This window comes from Arthrobacter sp. TMS2-4 (genome assembly GCF_054511075.1).
This window is the reverse complement of sequence record NZ_JBTNDI010000001.1, coordinates 25,975-41,177: the sequence shown is the minus strand read 5'-3', so window position 1 is coordinate 41,177 and position 15,203 is coordinate 25,975. Positions and strand designations below refer to the sequence as shown.

The 15,203-nt window shown below is 71.2% G+C and carries 16 protein-coding genes; 9 read left to right on the top strand and 7 right to left on the bottom strand.

Features of this window, described 5'->3' with window-relative positions:
- Nucleotides 1-115: 115 nt before the first annotated feature.
- Nucleotides 116-1,513 (bottom strand): ATP-binding protein, encoded by a 1,398-nt coding sequence (locus ACX80F_RS00205; protein WP_459334388.1) that lies wholly within the window; start codon nucleotides 1,511-1,513, stop codon nucleotides 116-118.
- 124 nt (nucleotides 1,514-1,637) lie between these two features.
- Here ACX80F_RS00205 and ACX80F_RS00200 point away from each other — a divergent pair, with 124 nt between their 5' ends.
- From ACX80F_RS00200 to ACX80F_RS00185, 4 genes are all read left to right on the top strand, one after another.
- On the top strand, nucleotides 1,638-3,557 hold the full coding sequence (locus tag ACX80F_RS00200) for a PspC domain-containing protein (protein ID WP_459334387.1): 1,920 nt from the start codon (nucleotides 1,638-1,640) through the stop codon (nucleotides 3,555-3,557).
- The gene (locus ACX80F_RS00195) at nucleotides 3,554-3,811 is read left to right on the top strand and encodes a hypothetical protein (protein ID WP_459334386.1); all 258 of its coding nucleotides are present in this window, start codon (nucleotides 3,554-3,556) and stop codon (nucleotides 3,809-3,811) included. Before ACX80F_RS00200 ends, ACX80F_RS00195 begins: the two co-directional genes overlap by 4 nt.
- A gap of 59 nt (nucleotides 3,812-3,870) precedes the next feature.
- The gene (locus ACX80F_RS00190) at nucleotides 3,871-4,113 is read left to right on the top strand and encodes a PspC domain-containing protein (RefSeq protein ID WP_459334385.1); all 243 of its coding nucleotides are present in this window, start codon (nucleotides 3,871-3,873) and stop codon (nucleotides 4,111-4,113) included.
- 96 nt (nucleotides 4,114-4,209) lie between these two features.
- A complete protein-coding gene (locus ACX80F_RS00185) occupies nucleotides 4,210-5,022 on the top strand; it encodes a carotenoid biosynthesis protein (RefSeq protein WP_459334384.1) in 813 nt (270 codons plus the stop codon).
- 25 nt (nucleotides 5,023-5,047) lie between these two features.
- Here the strand turns inward: ACX80F_RS00185 and ACX80F_RS00180 are convergent, their stop codons facing one another.
- Together ACX80F_RS00180 and ACX80F_RS00175 are read right to left on the bottom strand one after the other, a co-directional pair.
- On the bottom strand, nucleotides 5,048-6,475 hold the full coding sequence (locus tag ACX80F_RS00180) for a phytoene desaturase family protein (protein ID WP_459334383.1): 1,428 nt from the start codon (nucleotides 6,473-6,475) through the stop codon (nucleotides 5,048-5,050).
- The gene (locus tag ACX80F_RS00175) at nucleotides 6,472-7,338 is read right to left on the bottom strand and encodes a UbiA family prenyltransferase (protein ID WP_459334382.1); all 867 of its coding nucleotides are present in this window, start codon (nucleotides 7,336-7,338) and stop codon (nucleotides 6,472-6,474) included. The genes ACX80F_RS00180 and ACX80F_RS00175 overlap by 4 nt, the downstream gene beginning before the upstream one ends.
- 220 nt (nucleotides 7,339-7,558) lie before the next feature.
- On the opposite strand from ACX80F_RS00175, the gene ACX80F_RS00170 reads away from it, so the two are divergent.
- The 3 genes from ACX80F_RS00170 (at nucleotide 7,559) to ACX80F_RS00160 (ending at nucleotide 9,872) form a co-directional block, all read left to right on the top strand.
- Nucleotides 7,559-8,584, top strand: a complete 1,026-nt coding sequence (locus ACX80F_RS00170; RefSeq protein ID WP_459334381.1) for a 6-phosphofructokinase — start codon at nucleotides 7,559-7,561, stop codon at nucleotides 8,582-8,584.
- A gap of 3 nt (nucleotides 8,585-8,587) precedes the next feature.
- On the top strand, nucleotides 8,588-9,292 hold the full coding sequence (locus tag ACX80F_RS00165) for a GNAT family N-acetyltransferase (protein WP_459334380.1): 705 nt from the start codon (nucleotides 8,588-8,590) through the stop codon (nucleotides 9,290-9,292).
- 211 nt (nucleotides 9,293-9,503) lie between these two features.
- On the top strand, nucleotides 9,504-9,872 hold the full coding sequence (locus tag ACX80F_RS00160) for a DoxX family protein (protein ID WP_459334379.1): 369 nt from the start codon (nucleotides 9,504-9,506) through the stop codon (nucleotides 9,870-9,872).
- Nucleotides 9,873-9,942: 70 nt separating this feature from the next.
- On the opposite strand, the gene ACX80F_RS00155 is transcribed toward ACX80F_RS00160, so the two are convergent.
- The 4 genes from ACX80F_RS00155 to ACX80F_RS00140 all read right to left on the bottom strand — a co-directional run bounded on the left by ACX80F_RS00155 (nucleotide 9,943) and on the right by ACX80F_RS00140 (nucleotide 13,106).
- Complete coding sequence (locus ACX80F_RS00155; protein WP_459334378.1) at nucleotides 9,943-10,362, bottom strand: ankyrin repeat domain-containing protein; 420 nt, start codon at nucleotides 10,360-10,362, stop codon at nucleotides 9,943-9,945.
- Nucleotides 10,359-11,450 carry a CAF17-like 4Fe-4S cluster assembly/insertion protein YgfZ gene (gene ygfZ, locus ACX80F_RS00150; protein WP_459334377.1) on the bottom strand — a complete coding sequence of 364 codons (1,092 nt, stop codon included), beginning with the start codon at nucleotides 11,448-11,450 and terminating at the stop codon, nucleotides 10,359-10,361. Before ygfZ ends, ACX80F_RS00155 begins: the two co-directional genes overlap by 4 nt.
- 58 nt (nucleotides 11,451-11,508) lie before the next feature.
- Nucleotides 11,509-12,108 (bottom strand): heme-binding beta-barrel domain-containing protein, encoded by a 600-nt coding sequence (locus ACX80F_RS00145; RefSeq protein ID WP_459334376.1) that lies wholly within the window; start codon nucleotides 12,106-12,108, stop codon nucleotides 11,509-11,511.
- Between the two features lie 245 nt (nucleotides 12,109-12,353).
- Entirely contained in the window at nucleotides 12,354-13,106 is a 753-nt protein-coding gene (locus ACX80F_RS00140) for a hypothetical protein (protein ID WP_459334375.1), read from the bottom strand.
- A 180-nt stretch (nucleotides 13,107-13,286) separates the two neighbouring features.
- Here ACX80F_RS00140 and ACX80F_RS00135 point away from each other — a divergent pair, with 180 nt between their 5' ends.
- Nucleotides 13,287-13,994 carry a winged helix-turn-helix transcriptional regulator gene (locus ACX80F_RS00135; RefSeq protein WP_459334374.1) on the top strand — a complete coding sequence of 236 codons (708 nt, stop codon included), beginning with the start codon at nucleotides 13,287-13,289 and terminating at the stop codon, nucleotides 13,992-13,994.
- A 200-nt stretch (nucleotides 13,995-14,194) separates the two neighbouring features.
- Nucleotides 14,195-15,166: a mycothiol synthase gene (gene mshD, locus ACX80F_RS00130; protein WP_459334373.1), complete on the top strand. Its 972-nt coding sequence runs from the start codon at nucleotides 14,195-14,197 to the stop codon at nucleotides 15,164-15,166.
- The last annotated feature ends 37 nt before the right edge of the window (nucleotides 15,167-15,203 follow it).

The following is a 15,203-nucleotide window of genomic DNA, read 5'->3' as shown; positions in this document are numbered from 1 at the left end:
GCCTGCCGTCCGCCCTCTCGTCCTGCACGGCCGTCCACCGTACACATACCGCAGTCCACCGCACCGATGGCCCGGGTGCGGGCAGGCCGACAGGACCCGTCCGAAGGCCGCGGCCTCATGCGGGAACACCCGTGGCGCGCGGCAGGCGGAGCCTCACCTCGGTGCCGTCGGCATCGCTGCGGAGTTCTGCCGTCCCGCCGTGGCGCTGCATCCTGCTGTGGATCGACTCCCGGATGCCCAGGCGGTCCGCCGGAACCGCCGTCGGGTCGAAGCCCGGCCCGCGGTCCCGCACGAACACCTCCACGGTCTCCGGTCCGGCCTCGAGGTACACCGACACGGCGACCCCGGCGTGCTTCGCCGCGTTCAGCATCGCCTCCCGCGCCGCTTGGGCGAGCGCGTCCTCGGCGGGCCCCAGACTCGCGTCGCCCACGGCGACGACGGTCACCGCGTGCCCGTACAGATCCTCGATCTCCCCCGCCACGCTCCGGAGCCGCTCGGCGAGGCTGACGGGATCCCGTCCCGGATCGGCGAACAGCCACTGGCGCAACTCCCGCTCCTGGGCCCGGGCCAGCCGCAGGACATCCGTCTCCGAATCCGCCCGGTTCTGGATGAGCGCCAGCGTCTGCAGCACCGAGTCGTGGAGGTGGGCGGCGATCTCGGCGCGTTCCGTCTCCCGCACGCGGGCTGCCTGCTCGCTCTCGAGATCCCGCCAGAACTTGAGCCCCCAGGGGGCGAGGACCAGTCCCACACCCGCGAGGACGGCGAGGACGGCGACGAGGGTGGCCATCGTCAGGGTCCACGAGCCGCTGCTGGAGAGTGCGACGAGCACCCCGGCGATGACGAGCACGATGCCCGCGAACAGGCGAAGGGCGCCGCCCGCCCGTTCCGCGCCGGCCCGGTTCATCACCCGCGCCCGGCGCACGTCGTCGAGCTGGGACCAGGCGAGGGCTGCGCCCGTGGCGACGACAGCGATCGGGACGAGGAAGCCCCAATTCACCGGGACGCCGAGCAGCTGTACCACGAGGACGGCCGCAGCGACCAGCAGGACCGTCCCGAACAGGATCTCCCGCTGCCCGGCACCTTCGATCCGGTTGCGCCCGACGCCGGTACCGAACGGGTCCGTGCCGAGCGTGTCGGCGCGCCGTGGCTCTGCGGGGGCGGGGCCCGCGGATGGCGCTCCGGACGGGACCGGTCCGGCACCGGCGCGCCCGGCGAGCGCCCCGATGGTCCGGCCCGCCGGTCCGGAGCCGCTGCCGTTTGGGGAAGCCGACGCGCCGACGTCGTGCATGAAGGCTGCAGGACCGCTCCGGCGACCCGCCGCCGCGGCCTGGTCCGACGCCGTCGGCACGAAGATCCAGAGCCACGCGTACAGGAAGGCGCCCGCACCGGAGGCGAGGGTCAGGACCGCCATGCCGACGCGGACCCATGACCGGGGAATCCCGAGATGAGCCGCGAGGCCCGCACAGACGCCGGCGATGACGCCGTCGGACGTGCGGAGCAGCGGGGGTCTCATGCCCTCATCAAAGCATGCTGCGGGCCGCTCCGGGACGGTCCCGGAGCAGATTCAGGGCCCACTCAGGGTTCAATCAGGGTAGGCCCCGATGTGCCCGTTGCGGCGTGGGCGGAAGGATGGGGGCATGACCTCAGAACCACCACCAGGCGGGCCGTCCTGGCAGCAAGAACCGGCCGCATCGCATCCTGCGGGATCACCCGCTTCGTCCCCATTCTTCCGCTGGTTGCGGGGACTCGACATCACCCGGGCTCCCGACCGCTGGGTCGGCGGAGTCGCCGGCGGCGTGGCACGCCGCACCGGCCTGGACATCGCCCTCGTCCGCGGACTGATCGTGATCCTCGCGGTCTTCGGCGGCATCGGCGTCCTCCTCTACGGACTCGCCTGGGCACTGCTCCCCGAACAGGACGGGCGCATCCATCTGGAACAGGCCGGCCGGGGCTCCTGGACCTCGGGCCTGACCGGAGCCGCGGCACTCGTGGTGATCGGTCTCTGGCGCCCGAACCTTCCCTTCCTCGGTGGCGACGGTACGGGCGGCCTGCTGTGGACCCTGTTCTGGATCGGCGCCGTCGTCCTCTTCGTGTACTGGATCATCAACTCCTCCGCCGGTGGACGGAACCGCAGGGACCTCCACGGGGGCCCGGGGAGCGGACCCCGGGACGTCCCGGGCGGGCCGGACGTCCCGGGCGGGCCGGGCGGCGGACCCGTGCCGCCGTCAGGCCCGGCGAGGGATTTGGGTGCCCCGGGGCACCCGGGCGCCGACGGACCGATCGCGCCGGGCCCGGACGGCACCGCGCCCGCGGCAGGATCCGCAGCGGGTTCCGGCGGGCACCCGCCCCACGACGTCGCCCCCGGCTCCCCCGGTGCGTCCGCTTCCCCGGCGACCTCCGGCAGCCCGGACACCGCACATACCTCCGTCACGGACCGGGACGGTGCCGGCGCACCCGTCGGTGCCACCGACGGAGGGACGGACCGCACACCCGGCAGTGCCACTGACGGCATCGATGGAGGGCCGTCCGGCACGTCCGACGGCGACGGGGACACCGGCGACGCCGCACACGGCATCGATGGAGGACCGTCCGGCGCGTCCGACGCCGACGGGGACACCCACGACGCCGCGGCTGACACCGTGCACCGCGCGGTCCCCCTGCCGTACCAGCCCCGCCCCTACTCGGCCACGGAGCCGTGGACGCCACACACGCACCCGGCCCCGCCGCTGCCCTATGAACCCGGCTCGTCGGCCTGGTCCGGATCCACCTATCCGGTGTCGTACCAGGGTCCCGCCGGCCCACCACCGGCCACCACGTACCGGCCGCCGCGGCCTTCCGGGCCGGTCACGGCCCTCCTGGTCGGTGGTGCCGTCGTCGTCGCGGCGACCATTCTCGCCCTCGACTACCTCGGCACGCCTGATCTCGTCGAGCCGGTCGTCGTCGCCCTCGCAGCGGCCTCGATCGTCCTCGCGCTCGGCATCATCGGGCTGGGTGTGGGGGGACGCACCTCCGGATTCGTCGGTTTCGCAGCGGCCCTCGCGGTCATCGGCGCCCTCATCGCGTCCTTCTCGATCGGCGGGGCGGCATGGATCGTCGCTCAGGACAAGAGGCTCACCCCGGTGTCGTTGCAGGCCGCAGCCGGCGGCTACAGCGCCCTGGGCGCACAGGCCACCATCGACCTCACCGGCCTGCCCCCGCTGTCCGGCGACGTGGTGGTGCCGGTCAACTCGCTCGCCAGCGACGTCACCGTGGTGGTGCCCGACGACGTACCGGTCGAGTTCCGTACGCGCATGGCGCTCGGCAACGCCGGGACGCGCGGAACCCTGGAGGGCCCCACCGGTTCCACCGTGGAACCCCGGAGCGAGGGTGGCGTCCTGCTGCTGCGTGACGGGACACTGAACCCGGACGCCACCGGCTCGGCGATCATCCTCGACCTGCGCGGTGCGATGAGCGACGTCAGCGTCGTCACCGCCCCCGGAGACGCCCCCGGAGACGCCTCGGGAGGAGCGAGCCTCCCCTCCACCAGCAGTACCACCCCGACCGGAGACACACCATGAGCACCGCACTGAATGGAACGAAACGCCGAGCTCGCCTCGTGACCGTCGTCTGGGGGTCGGTGATCCTCGTGATCGCCACCCTCCTCCTCGTCAGCCAGGTCGTGGAACTGTCCATCGACCCCGTGATCGTGGCCCTGGGCCTCCTCGTGGGCGTCGGACTGGCACTGGTGGCGGGCGGTGTCCTGTCCCTCCGGTCCAGGCCGGCCACCGACGAGCGGGACGACTCCCGCGAGGACCCCCTGTCCGGATACTGAATGGCGCCGGATACTTGTTCCGACCACACCACACCAGCCCGAGAACCGAAAGGCACATCATGCAGTCCTTGTACCGTTTCCTCCGCTCCTCACCGATCAAGCGTGCCCCCGGGGGCCTCCTCGGCGGCATCGCCGCCGGCATCGCGCTCAAGTACGGCTGGCGCGTGACCTACGTCCGGATCGGGATCCTGCTGAGCTTCCTGCTCCCCTTCATCGGGGTCCCGCTCTACTTCGTCCTGTGGCTGCTGCTGCCCACGACGGAAGGCACGATCGCCCTCGAGAAGCTCCTCGCCGGCGGCTAGGGACGGGCAGGAAAGGCAACAACCGGGCCCGCAGCAAGGGGCACCCGCCGGATCGCGGGTGCCCCTTGCCGCTGCATGACCTGCAAGGATGGATGGGTGTCGAAGACTCCCGCTACCCGCCGCTTCCCCCGCCTGCTCATCGCCTCCTGCGCCTTCCTGTTCGTCTCCGGCTACTTCGTGGTGCGGTTCCCCGACGTCGAGGGAGCGAGCTATGCGTCCTACGGCTTCAACCTCCTGATCGCCCTGCCCGCGTTCATCGCGCTCGTGCGCCAGTTCGGGGCCGCGCGGGGCGCCGCGGCCCTCCTGGCCGTGTCGGTCTTCGGTTACCTCATCGAGGGTTTCGGCGTGGCCACCGGGATGCCCTACGGCGAGTTCTACTACGGTGAACCGCTCGGCCCCACGATCCTCGGCCTGGTCCCGTACCTGCTGCCCCTCTCCTACGTACCGCTGGTCATCGGCGCGGTCGCCGTCGTCTCGGGTGGCGGGACCGCGCTGCGGAGGATCCTGCTCGGCGGGTTGCTGCTCGTGGTCATCGACGGCGTCCTCGATCCGGGTGCGGTGTCCCTCGGCTTCTGGATCTGGCCCGGCGGTGGCCCCTACTACGGGGTCCCGCTCTCGAACTACGGCGGCTGGCTCATCTCCGGGCTCGTCGCCTCCGCCCTGGTGACCTGGATCGGCGGGCGGCGCCTGACCGACGTCCCGCTCCGCCCGGGCCTGCTCGACAGCCTGCTGGTCTCCATGTTCCTGTGGCTCGGCGTGTGCATCTTCTCGGGACTCGTGTTCCCGGCGATGCTCGCCGTCGCCCTCATCGTCCTCGTGGTGCGTCGGCGACTCCAGGTCACACAGGCCGTGGCGTCGTCCGCGCCGGCCGCGGGCAGCGCACCGGTGGAGGCCGCACAGCAGGCCTGAACCGACCGGCCGGGGCGACGGGGGCTCAGGCCGCGGGCCCCAGGCGTGCCAGCAGCTTCTGGGTGGACATCATCGCGCCGCCGAGGACCGCAGGCAGACCGCCGCCGGGATGGACGGACGCCCCCACACGCCACAGCCACGGGCGCAGCGGATCCGAGTACGGCGGAAGGTGGAACGGTCCGCTCATCCACGCCGGGCGCACCGCCCCGTAGAGCCCCCCGCCGGCCGAGCCGCGCTCGCCGAAGTAGCCAGGGTCGAGGATCTCATGGCTGCCGAAGTAGTCCTCGAGCGGTTCGGGCAGCCCGAGGACGCGCGTCGTCCGGTCCAGTTCACGCCGCACGAACGGGTCCTCGAGCGAGTACGTCCTGCCGTTGGCCGGCGCCGTGAGCAGTAGCGCGAGCGTCGCGGAGCCGTTGGGGTAGACACCGTGCGCCGGGTAGTAGTTCGCGAACGCCATGGTCTGGTCGGGTTCCTGCCCCGCCTCGAGGCTCCGGTAGAGCGCTGCGGGGTCGTCCGGCATGACGACGCCGTGGCGGGCCGTCCCCTGGGGCAGCGGTCGCGCCAGGACGGCGTAGATCCCGATCGCGGAGCAGGTGAGCTTCCGCGGGGTGCGGGGGGCGCGCCCGCCCAGGAGCCCGCCGAGGCGATGCGCGTCGAGACCGCTGACGACGGCGTCGGCCGGGTAGCTGCCGGCGGTCGTGGTGACCCGCCGTCGTCCGATGCCCTGCGCGGGATCGCCGGTGTGGATCTCCACGCCGGCGTCCTCGGCGACGCGCTGGAGGGCCAGCACGAGTTCGTAGACGCCGCCCTCCGGGATCCAGACGCCGTCCTCGGCCATGATGGCGGGCATGCTCGCGTAGAGGGCGGGAGTCCGGGTTGGGCTGACCCCTGCGTTGAGGGTGTGGATCGCGATGACCTCGCGGAGCCCCTCGGGCAGCCACGGGAGGCTGTCGAGATAGCTGCGCGTGGTGAGCCTGCGCCCGTACAGCGCGCCGAGCCTGGCCAGGGCGGGGTAGGAGGACTTCTCGAGCGGGCCCGTGGTCAGCAGGCGCGACACGTCCTCCCCCAGGACGCCGTGTTCGGCCGCGAAGCGCGTCCAGGCCGCGTGCCAGGGATGGCCCTCCGGTACCGGCAGGGTGCACGCCTCGCCGCGGTAGTAATAGGTCCCGACCTCCGGCAGCCGTTCGAGGCGGAGGCCTGCGATGTCCGAGGCGGGCGTGGCGCCGGCGGGGGCGACGGCGTCGAGAAGGCGCAGGAGTTCCTGCCACACGCCCGGGAACGTGACGAGCGAGGGGCCCGTGTCCATGCGCTGTCCCGAGACCTCGACGCGGCGGCTCTTGCCACCGATGTGGTCCGCGGCCTCCACCAGCGTCACGCCGTGACCTGCGCGTCCGAGGAGGGCGGCGGCCGTCAGGCCACCGATCCCACCACCGACGACGACGACCCGGCTCATCGGTGGAGTCCCAGCGTCAGGGCGACGACGAGCTGGACGCCCGCGACGGTCCCGGCCACGTAGGGGAAGGCGATCGAGTACCGGTACAGGCTGTGGCCGGTCTCGGGCCGGGGATCCCGGTACAGACCCAGCAGCAGCCAGCCGGCGATCAGGGCGTTCACGACGGCGACCGGGATGTTGACCAGCGCGAAGCACACCGTGGACACCGCCCACCAGGCGCCGCTCCAGGCGACGACGCCGCGGGGGCCGAGCCGCACGGCCGTCGTCGTGATGCCCACACCGCGGTCCTCGTCGATGTCCTGGACGGCGTCGTAGGTGTGTTTCGCCGCGCTCCAGGCCATCAGGCCGAGCGCGGCGGCCCAGACCGGCGTATCGCCGAGGGCGTAGGGGACGAAGACGAGCGGGAACGCGTAGGCCGCGTTGCTGAGGGAGTCGAGGTACGGCCGGGCCTTGAAGCGCACTGGCGGCGCCGAGTAGAAGACGAACACGAGGGCGTACAGCGCGATCCAGGCGAGGGCCGGCGGCGGAATCGTGGCCGCGAACCATACGAGGAACGGCAGGTTCGTCGCGAGGACGGCGATCCAGATGGCGCGGACCTCGGAGGCCCTGATCCTGGCACCCTCGAGCGATCCCTTCCTCGGGTTCAGGGCGTCGGTGTCCTGGTCGAAGATGTCGTTCACGCCATAGATCAGCAGGTTGAACGGCAGGGTCAGCCAGAGAAGGAGGGCGAGGGCCTCCCCCTCCCAGAACGTCCCGGCGAGCCACATGCCGACGACGCCGGTGCCGAGGGTGTTGATCCAGAGGACCGGCCGGGAGATATGGACCATGCGCAGCGCCGCTGGCGCAAAACCTGCCTGGGGCACTGCTGGTGTCCTCCTCGGACGGACGGGCGAGCACCCGGGGACGCAGAGCCCTCGTGCGCTGGATGGTTCCAGCCTACGTGGTCACCGACCGGCCCGGCGCAGGGCGCAAGGCCGGTCCCGCCGGTGAAGGGGCCGGCCCGGGTGTGTCTAGAATCATAGGCGGGCCCGACGGCGTGCTCCCGATGGACACCCACACCCTCTCCGAAGGACACCACGCCATATGAAGATCGGAATCCTCACCAGCGGCGGCGACTGCCCGGGACTCAACGCGGTCATCCGCGGTGCCGTCCTCAAGGGCATCAAGGTCCACGACCAGGAGTTCGTCGGCTTCCGGGACGGCTGGCGCGGCGTCGTCGAGGGCGACGTCATCGATCTCCCCCGGCACGCGGTGCGCGGCATCTCCAAGCAGGGCGGCACGATCCTCGGGACCTCCCGCACCAACCCGTTCGAGGGCAACGGCGGCCCCGACGTCGTCAAGGCGAACATGGAGCGCCTCGGCATCGACGCGATCATCGCGATCGGCGGCGAGGGCACGCTCGCTGCGGCGAAGCGACTCACGGACGTCGGCCTGAAGATCGTCGGTGTCCCCAAGACGGTCGACAACGACCTCGACGCCACCGACTACACGTTCGGGTTCGACACCGCCGTGCAGATCGCCACCGAGGCCATCGACCGCCTGCGCACCACGGGCGAGTCCCACAGCCGCTGCATGATCGCCGAGGTCATGGGCCGCCACGTCGGGTGGATCGCCCTGCACGCCGGCATGGCCTCCGGCGCGCACGCCATCCTCATCCCCGAGCAGCAGACCAGCGTGGAGCAGATCGCCGAGTGGGTGTCCACGGCCAACGCCCGCGGGCGCGCGCCCCTTGTCGTCGTCGCCGAGGGCTTCGTCCCCTCGCACCTGGAGCAGGCACACTCCGAGCGCGGCCTCGATACCTTCGGCCGCCCACGGCTCGGCGGGATCGCCGACCAGCTCGCGCCCGAGCTGGAGGCCCGCACGGGTATCGAGACCCGCGCCACGATCCTCGGCCACATCCAGCGCGGCGGCGTCCCGAGCTCGTTCGACCGCGTGCTCGCCACCCGGCTGGGCATGGCCGCCGTCGATTCCGTGCGCGACGAGCTGTGGGGCACCATGGTGGCCCTCAACGGCACGGAGATCGCCCACGTGGGCTTCGACGCAGCACTCGGCAACCTCAAGCGGGTCCCCCAGCACCGCTACGACGAAGCCTCCATCCTCTTCGGCTGACCTGTGCAACTCGATCCCGGCACGGTCTCGATCATCCAGCTCGCCTGGTCGCGACTGCTCGGGCTCGACGACGACGCCCTCGCCTCCGGCTCCGACCGCATCTACGCGGTCGACGACGACGCCTCGGTCCTGATGTTCGTGACCCTGTTCGGCCGTGAGGTGCTGAAGGGTCCCGGCTGGGCCGTCGACGCGGGACGCTCGATGTCCTCGCCGGAGCTACGCAGCCACTCGAGGTTGCTCGCGCTCAGCCGCGAGTACGGCGGACGGGGGCTCGGCGAGGCGCAGCTGTACTTCTGCGACGACCTGCCGCGGTTCGACGGGCCGCCGGCGACGGTCTCCGGTGAAGCCTCGCTCGTCCGTGAGCTCGAGCGTCGTTGCCCGCCCGACGACGTCGCCGAAGCGGGACTCGCTGCGGTGGAGCATCCGTTCGTGCTGGTCGACGGTGGCGCCCCCGACACCCCCCTGGCCGGAGCCGGGTACGACATCTGGCAGGGCATCCTCGCGCACATCGCGGTCATCACCCCGCCCGGGGAACGACGCAAGGGCTATGCCGGGCAGGTGGCAGCCATCGCGGTCGAGGACGCCATGGGAGCCGGGCTCGTTCCGCAGTGGCGCGCACGGACGGACAACACGGCCTCGCAGCGCACCGCCCGGCGGGCCGGCTTCGCCTATGCGGGGACGCAGACCTCGGTCCTGCTCGGCGCCTGAGCTGCCCCGTCCGTACTGCAGGGGCTTCGACGCCGCTTCTGGCGTGTCATCCTGCGCCACGCCGCTGGTGGAGGCCCGATCACCGCCGAAGTCCACGCACCCGGTCCGCCTCGTGCTGGACCGTACCCGGATCTCTCCTCAGAACGAGTCCATGGCCAGAGCACCCCGGAGGGAGCATGCTTGACCTGTCCGGGTTCCAGGAGGGGACGTCATGAATATCGCTCTTTGGATCGTGGCCGGAGTCCTTGCAGTATTTTTTCTCGCTGCCGGTGTCACGAAGACATTCCAACCCATGGACAAGATCGTGTCCCAGGGGCTTACGTGGGCGGCGGACAAGCCGGGCCACGCGCGCACCGCTGGAGTATTCGAGATCCTTGGTGCCCTGGGGTTGATCCTCCCCGGCATTTTCCGGATAGCCACTTTCCTGATCCCGGCAGCAGCACTAGGGCTGGCATTGATCATGGCGCTATCGATCGCGTTCCACCTCTCGCGCGGTGAGAAGGGGTTCACCATCAACATCGTGGCTCTGCTACTCGCCTTGTTCGTCGCCTGGGGACGCTCCACCGCGTGGGCTCTCTGACAAGTGATCGACCCTGAAGCGGGCAGTCCTGCAAGGAAGATCAGGACCCATTGCGACCATGTTCTCCTCGTCAGCCGAACAGGTCCAGCAGTTCGGTCCGCCCGAACATCTCGGCTGCGGCGCGGGCAGAGGGCGTGCCCGCATCGGCGTCGGCCCCCGCGCCGACGAGCAGCCGGACGACGTCGGTGTGCCCCTTGAAGACGGCACCTGCGAGGGGTGTCTGCCCGCGGTCGTTGACCTGGTCCGCTTCCGCTCCGCGGGCCAGCAGGTCACGCACGATTGCCGGATGACCGTTGTACGCCGCCAGCATGAGCAGGCTGTCGCCGGCGGTGTTCGTCAGGGTGAAGGGCACCCCGGCGTCGAGATACCGCACCAGTGTGGCGCTGTCACCCGACCGCGCGGCGTCGAACAGGGAGTGCGCGAGAGCGATGGCGGCCGCTGCGTCGGTCGCGTCCGCGGACCCCTGGGATCCGTCGTTCCCGGCGCTCATCGCGGGGCCTTCAGGAAGCCCGAGGCGCGGCCGACGACCTGCCCGGCCTCCGGCGCCACGATGACCTCCTGGCCTGCGGCGTAGGCCTCGTCGCCGTCCTGCACCAGCAGGTCCGCGGACGCGTCGACGGACCGCTTCACGACGGCGAGGGCGATCGGGCCCATCTCGTAGTGGTGGCCCACGGACGTCACCCTGCCCACCGTGCGGCCCTCGCTGAGGACCGGACTTCCGGGCGCGGGGAGGGTGTGCTGACTGCCGTCGAGGTGCAGGAAGGTGAGCCGCCGCGGCGGGTGCCCGAGGTTGTGCACACGGGCGATGGTCTCCTGACCCTTGTAGCAGCCCTTCGCGAGGTGGACGGCGGTGCGCATGAGGTCGAGCTCGTGCGGGATGGTCTTCTCGTCCGTCTCGAACCCGGGCCGCGGACGCCAGGCCGCGATGCGCAGCGCTTCGGCTGCGAGCGAGCCCGACAGTGCCAGTCCCGTGGCGACCACAGCCGCCTCGAGGTCCGCCCGCGGCACGAGGTACTCGAACCATGGCCGCTCGCGACCCGGATGGGCGCGCTCGTCGACGACCGCGTAGGAGTATCCGCCGGGGACGACGACGGGCCAGGGGTCCTCCCACACGACGGCGTCAGGGGCCTGATCGGGCAGGGCCCTCGTCGTTCCGAGCACGGCCCAGTCGTCGGTGGCGTCGCTGACCTCGACGCGGAGCATGAACTTCATGCGGTCCAGCCAGGCGGCCAGCGGGGCTGCCTCGCCTCCCTCGGTGATGAGCCACGTGGTGGCGCCGTCGTCGACGACGTGGGCCGCGTACTCGATGCGGCCCTGGACGGTCAGGAGCAGCGTCTCGGAACTCTGGCCGGGCCGGAGGCCGAGAAGCAACTGGGAAGAGAGCGTGTTCAGCCAGCTCAGCCGGTCGGGTCCGGAGACGGTGACGACGCCGCGCTGCGACAGGTCGACGACGGACCCGCCGGCGGCGAGGAGCCGTTGCTCACGGAACGGATCGCCGTAGTGGGAGGCCACACCGGCATCGGCTCCGCCGCCCTCGACGGCGCCGGGTCGGTCCAGGAGGGGGCTTCGTGGGGTCATGTGATACAACGCCTTCCAGGCGGGTCTGTTGCGTGGTGTCCAGCAGGGATACTGCGCGTCAGGAGGTCTTGCTGAGGATCGCGGACGCGTGCGCCTCGAGGGAATTGCCCTGAGCCGCGACGTCCCAGCGCCAGTAGAGGTTGCCGTCCACGAGGCCGAACAGCCGGGTGGCCGCCACGTACTCCTTGGAGTGCTGGCCGCGCATCACGAGGTCCGTGCTGAGCTGGATCTGCGGGCCCTTGATGCTCCCGTAGTAGAGCTCGGCGATGCCGCCGGGGTGCACCACGGTGGCCGTGATGTCGAAGCCGCCGGAGTCGTTGCGGAACTGCTCCACCTCGTCGGCGCTCTTGAGGGCCGGGACGATGTCAGCAGGACTCAGGCCGGGTCCGACGTCGGAGTCGTTCAGCTTGCGGTCGAGTGCCCAGAATCCGGTCTCGGCGGACAGTGGTCGCAGCTGCGCGCCCTGCTCGTCGATGAGCCAGGATTCGGCACTGTACTGCAGGTACGGGAGACCGTTCTGCGAGAAGACGACGCGCTGCGAGAAGCGCTCCGACTCGGCGGTCCCCTCGCCGAGCATCCCCGTCCCCTCCCAGGTTCCGAGGAGCCACGACAGCGGGACGAGCTCGGGTGTCAGGTCGGTGGGCAGGTCGATCGACATAGGGCCTCCGGGGTCAGTCGGCTACTTCTGGCCCTTGTACAGGCGCGTGATGACGAGGGCAGCGAATCCGGCCATGCCGATACCGGCGATGACCAGCAGCGAGATGAAGAAGATTTCAAGGGCGAGGATGGACATGCTCCCATCCTAACGCCCGGCGCGGACAGCGGAGGAACGCCCGCGACGGCCGTCGCCCGGGCCGCGAAACCGGCCCCGCCCGGCCCCGGATCGGCGCCCGGAGGCCCTGCTCAGGCCAGGAACAGCGTGTCGAGGAAGTACACGACGGCGCCGATCGCGAGGACGGGGGCGATACCGGCGGCGACGGCCGCGATCCGGTCGATCGGCGCCTCCCGGGCGACCAGCAACCGCCGGGTCCCTGCGATCACGGCACCGCAGGCGAGCCCCACGACAGCCGCTGCGAGTGCCGGAACATCGGTGAAGAGCAACGCACCGAGCGGTCCGGCGAGCGCAGCGAGCACGACGGCGGCGGGGGCGACGAGCCGGTCAGGGAGGGGCAGCAGGCACACGGCGATCGCGATGAGGATGCTCACGCCGGTCACGAGCGTCATGCCGGAATCGGCGGCGTTGACGGCGAGCCGGTCCGTGGCCACCCAGCCCGAGCCCATGGCCACGGCCACCACGCCCGAACCCGCCCCGAGGGTCGATTCCAGCCGGAGGCTCTGGCCGGTTCCGCGCAGGAGCTGGATCATGAAGACCGCGCCGACGCCCAGTGCCACGGAGACCGGGAACCAGGTCAGGTAGAACGGCCCGGGCACCGTGGCGGTGAGGACGACGGCGAGCAGTGCGGCGAGACCGATCGCCGCCGACAGGGTCTTCTTCGCCGGTACACGCAGGATATGGGGCCAGCCTACGGCGGCCAGGACGCACAGGGCGCCGACGGCCACGGCGACGGCCGTCACGGAGATGTAGGAGGACGCGACGATCGCTCCGGTCGCGATGGCCGCGGCTCCGGCCGCTGCGGCCACACTCGTCCTCTTCACCCCAGCAATACTGCCCTACCCGTGCAGGTGCGCCGAAAAGCACCCGGTCCGCCGCCGTCGTGCGTGTGGCGCATCACAGGCGACGGCTATACTTGACCAAATTTCGAGCGCACCCTCCTCCCCGTCGGGGAGGGCGGCGCTCTTGCCCGATGATGCGCATCCCCTACCCGTGGAGGACACATGCCGCACATCCTGATGCTCACGAACACCAGTGGTTCGTCCGTCGACATCCTGCCTGCGCTGGAACTGCTCAACCACAAGGTGCACATCCTCGCGGCAGAACCCACGGCGCTCCTCGAGACGGAACCCTGCGACGTCGTCCTCGTCGACGCGCGCAGGGACCTCATCGGCGCACGGTCCCTCACCCAGTTGTTGAAGGCCACCGGCCTCAGCGCGCCGCTCGTCCTCGTGCTCACGGAGGGCGGCATGGCGGCGGTCGCCGCGAACTGGCTGGCGGACGACGTCGTCCTCGACTCGGCGGGCCCGGCGGAGGTGGAGGCACGGCTGCGGCTGGTGATCGCGCGGTCGACGGCGGCCGGCGAGGAGACGAGCACCGAGATCCACGCGTCGGGCGTGGTGATCGACGAGGCCAGTTACACGGCGCGGGTGGGCGGCGAACCCCTGAACCTGACCTACAAGGAGTTCGAGCTCCTGAAGTACCTCGCGCAGCATCCGGGCCGGGTGTTCACCCGCGACCAGCTCCTGCACGAGGTGTGGGGATACGACTACTACGGAGGCACGCGTACCGTCGACGTCCATGTGCGGCGGCTGCGGGCGAAGCTCGGCTCCGACCACGAGCAGCTGATCGGCACGGTCCGGAACGTCGGGTACCGCTTCACGCTGACCCGCCTGCCCGACGAGCGCTCGTCGGTCGACCAGGACGCCTGACCCCACGCGAAAGCCCCTCCCACCTGCGGGCGGAAGGGGCTTTCGATGTTCCCGGCCGGGCCGGGCAGAAGTGGAGGACATACGGGTCGAACGTATCGCGGGCGCCCCACTGGCGCATCCCCCTCGAGCAGTTCCCGACACTACCGTACCCGGCGGGTGCGCACCAAACCGTGGAGCGGGCGCAGGACTAGGCTGGGCGTATGACCGCCGCTCAGCACGCCCCCACCTGGACCGTCGGCAGGATCACCGGCACACCGCCCCTTGACGTCGTCGACGAGATACGGAGCCTCGCCGCCTCCGCCGCGGAAGCCGACGGCAACCCGCCGCTGTCCGAGCAGACCCTGCTCACCCTTCGCTCCGACGACGCCGACGACCGCCTGCTCGTCCTCACGGCCCGCACCTCCGATGCCCCGGACAGCGAGCTCGCGGGGGTCGCCGTCGTCACGCTCGGCTCCGAGGACGGCGCCGTCCTCGAGCTCGTCGTCCGGCCCGACTGCCGCGGGGAGGGCGCCGGGACGGCCCTGATCGATGCGGTCCTCGCCGAGGGGATCACCGGCCTCCGCGGCTGGTCCCACGGCAACCACTCCGCGGCCGCGGACCTTGCGGAACGCTTCGGCTACGCCCCCGTCCGTGAACTGTGGCGGATGCGCCTGACCCGCGCGGCCGTCACCGAGACGGTCCCCGCGCTCGAGCTGCCCGACGGCGTCGTGCTGCGTCCGTTCGTCCGCGGGCAGGACGAGGCGGCATGGCTCGCGGCCAACGCGGCTGCTTTCGCGCACCACCCCGAACAGGGGGCCACCACGCGCGCCGATCTCGAGGCGCGGATGGCCGAGGACTGGTTCGATGCCGAGGGCTTCCTGCTCGCCGTGCGCGAGATCGACGACGCCCTGCTCGGCTTCCACTGGACGAAGGTCCATCCTGCGGTGGGGGAACACCCGGCGATCGGCGAGGTGTACGTGGTCGGCGTGACGCCGGAGTCGCAGGGCATGGGCCTCGGCAAGGCCCTGACGATCGCCGGCATCGAGTACCTCCACGACCGCGGACTGCAGGCCATCATGCTCTATGTCGATGCTGACAACACGGCCGCCGTCGCGCTTTACCGCACGCTCGGCTTCACCCGCTGGGACGTCGACGTCATGTACGCGGCCGAGGCGGCGCAACCTTCCTTGTAAGGTTGGTTCGAGGCGTCCCCGGGCCTGTCGGAGCGGG